The sequence below is a fragment of the Sphingomonas sp. Ant H11 genome (assembly GCF_000797515.1).
Taxonomy (GTDB): domain Bacteria; phylum Pseudomonadota; class Alphaproteobacteria; order Sphingomonadales; family Sphingomonadaceae; genus Sphingomonas.
Genome location: NZ_JSBN01000190.1, coordinates 1 through 2,636, shown reverse-complemented (window position 1 = coordinate 2,636; position 2,636 = coordinate 1). Strand labels below are relative to the sequence as shown.

Here is a 2,636-nt window from a genome sequence, read left to right as displayed (position 1 = left end):
CGTCACACCGGGCGCTGGTTTCTCGACTTCGCTCGAAACGAACGGGGGCTGGGAATGCGACCTTACCGCCCCAGCCGCGTCACATGCCCCATCTTGCGCCCCGGCCGCGTCTCCTTGCCGTACAGGTGCAGATGCGCGCCCGGCTCGGCGAGGATTTCGGCCCAGCGGTCGGCATCATGGCCGATCAGATTTTCCATCGCCACGGTGGGCGCGGTCAGGCCGGTGTCGCCGAGCGGCAGCCCGCAAATCGCGCGGATATGGTTCTCGAATTGCGAGCACACCGCACCCTCGATCGTCCAATGCCCGGAATTGTGGACACGCGGGGCCATTTCGTTGAACACCGGGCCATCGGCGCTGGCGAAGAATTCGCACGCCAGCACACCGACATAATTGAGCTGATCGGCGATCCGCCCGGCCAGTGCCGCCGCTTCGCCCCAGTGCGCGGCGACCTCGGCGGGGGCGGGCAGGGTCGATCGCGCCAGCACGCCGTCTTTATGCTCGTTCCACGGCGGCGGATAGCTGACCATCTGTCCATCGCCACGTCGGGCCAGGAGGATTGAGAATTCGTGGCTGAACGTCACGAAGCCTTCGAGAATGGCGGGGCGTCGACCGATCGCATCCCACGCCACCGCGATGTCGGCGGGCGAGGTGATGCGCATCTGGCCCTTGCCGTCATAGCCCATGCGCAGCGTCTTGAGGATCGCGGGCGTACCGATCTCCGCAACCGCCGCCTGCAGTTCGGCGAGCGTTTCGACCTTGGCCCAGGCGCGGTGCGTCCGCCAATGTCGCGGACAAAGGCTTTTTCGACCGCTCGATCCTGCGCGATGCCAAGTGCGGCGGGGGCGGGGTGGACGGGCACCTTGCCCGCCAAATATTCGACCGGATCGAGCGCGATATTCTCGAACTCGTAGGTGATCACATCGGCGGCAGCTGCAAATTCATCGAGCACGATGCGGCTGTGATAATCGGCGCGAGTGAAGCTGGACGCGGTCTGCGCCGCCACTGCTTCCTCATCGGGCGCGAGGATGCGCGTGTGATAGCCAAGCTGCGCCGCCGCCACCGCGAGCATCCGTCCAAGCTGGCCGCCGCCGAGGATGCCGATGGTCGATCCGGGGGGGAAGGGGGGTCATGCTGGTCCGTCCGCTTGGTGAAGAGAAAATCGACTGCGTTTCCTCCCCTCCCTGGAAGGGAGGGGCTGGGGGTCGGCCGGCCCACAGCGGAGCGCAAGGCCGATGAAACGCCCCCTTAAACCACCATCCCAGCCGCCCAGCCGCTCGCCCAGGCCCATTGGAAATTATACCCGCCAAGCCACCCGGTCACATCGACCGCCTCGCCGATCGCATAGAGCCCCGGCACCTTGCGCGCTTCCATCGTCTGCGACGAAAGCTCCGCAGTCGAAATGCCGCCCGCCGTCACTTCGGCCTTGGCGAAACCCTCGGTGCCATTGGGGGTGAACGCCCAGTCCGCCAAGTGCCGCGCCGCCGCCTCGACCGCTTTGTCGGTCGCCGCGCCCAATTCGCCCTCGATGCCGAGCCGGTCGGCCAGCGTCTCGGCCAGCCGTCCCGGCAAATGGTTGGACAGAGCCGAGGCCAGCGACACGCGCGGCCGCGCATGTTTGGCCGCCACCAGCCAGCCCGGTTTCAGCGCGGGCAGAAAATCGATCGCGACCGGCTCGCCATGCCGCCAGTAAGACGAGACTTGCAGGATCGCCGGGCCGCTCAGCCCCTTGTGGGTGAACAACGCCGCCTCGCGAAAGCGCGTCTTGCCAACGCGCGCGACCACCTCCGCCGCCACCCCCGAAAGCGCGCGGAACAGAGTCTCCTCGCCCCCCAGCGTCAGCGGCACCAACGCCGGGCGCGGTTCGACCACTTTCAGCCCGAAGCGCCGCGCCAGATCATAGGCAAAGCCGGTCGCACCCATTTGCGGGATGGACGGGCCGCCCGTCGCGATCACCAAAGCGGGCGCGCTGGCGGTGCGATTGCCGAAGCTGACGCGATACTGCCCGTCGGCGTGCGCGACGTCGCTGATCCCTGCCCCCAGCGCGATCTCCACCGCACCCCGATCGCATTCGTCCTGCAGCATCGCGACGATCTGTTTGGCCGAGCCATCGCAGAACAATTGCCCCAGCGTCTTTTCGTGCCAGGCGATGCCGTGCTTATCGACCAAAGCGATGAAATCGGCAGCGGTGTAGCGTCCCAGCGCCGATTTGGCGAAATGCGGGTTGGCCGAGAGATAGCGATCGGCGGCGGTATGCACGTTGGTGAAATTGCAGCGCCCGCCGCCCGAGATCAGGATCTTTTTGCCGATCGCCTCGGCATGATCGATCAGCAGCACGCGGCGTCCGCGTTGCCCGGCAGTGGCGGCGCACATCAGGCCCGCCGCGCCCGCGCCTAGGATGATGGTGTCATAAGAAGAAAGTACGGTCATGCCGCCGCCAAGAGCGCAATTCGGAAGCGAGCGCCAGCGGCAACGCGTTCGGCGACGATCGTACCCCCGCTCGCCGCCAGCAGCGACCGCGCGATAGCGAGCCCCAGGCCCGCCCCGCCCGCTTCCCGCCGCCCGGTGAAGAACGGCTCGAAAATCCGCTCCAGATCCGCCACCGCCACACCCGGCCCATCGTCGACGATCGAAATCTC

General features: G+C 67.0%; 2 protein-coding genes and 1 pseudogene. All 3 read right to left on the bottom strand.

Features of this window, described 5'->3' with window-relative positions; all coding sequences use genetic code 11:
* Positions 1-62: 62 nt before the first annotated feature.
* A pseudogene (locus NW75_RS21345) lies at positions 63-1,069 on the bottom strand (5-(carboxyamino)imidazole ribonucleotide synthase).
* 176 nt (positions 1,070-1,245) lie between these two features.
* Positions 1,246-2,427 (bottom strand): NAD(P)/FAD-dependent oxidoreductase, encoded by a 1,182-nt coding sequence (locus tag NW75_RS21340; protein WP_033967400.1) that lies wholly within the window; start codon positions 2,425-2,427, stop codon positions 1,246-1,248.
* Positions 2,424-2,636: sensor histidine kinase (locus NW75_RS21335; protein ID WP_033967399.1), on the bottom strand; the 213-nt coding region annotated here is incomplete at its 5' end. The genes NW75_RS21340 and NW75_RS21335, both read right to left, overlap by 4 nt.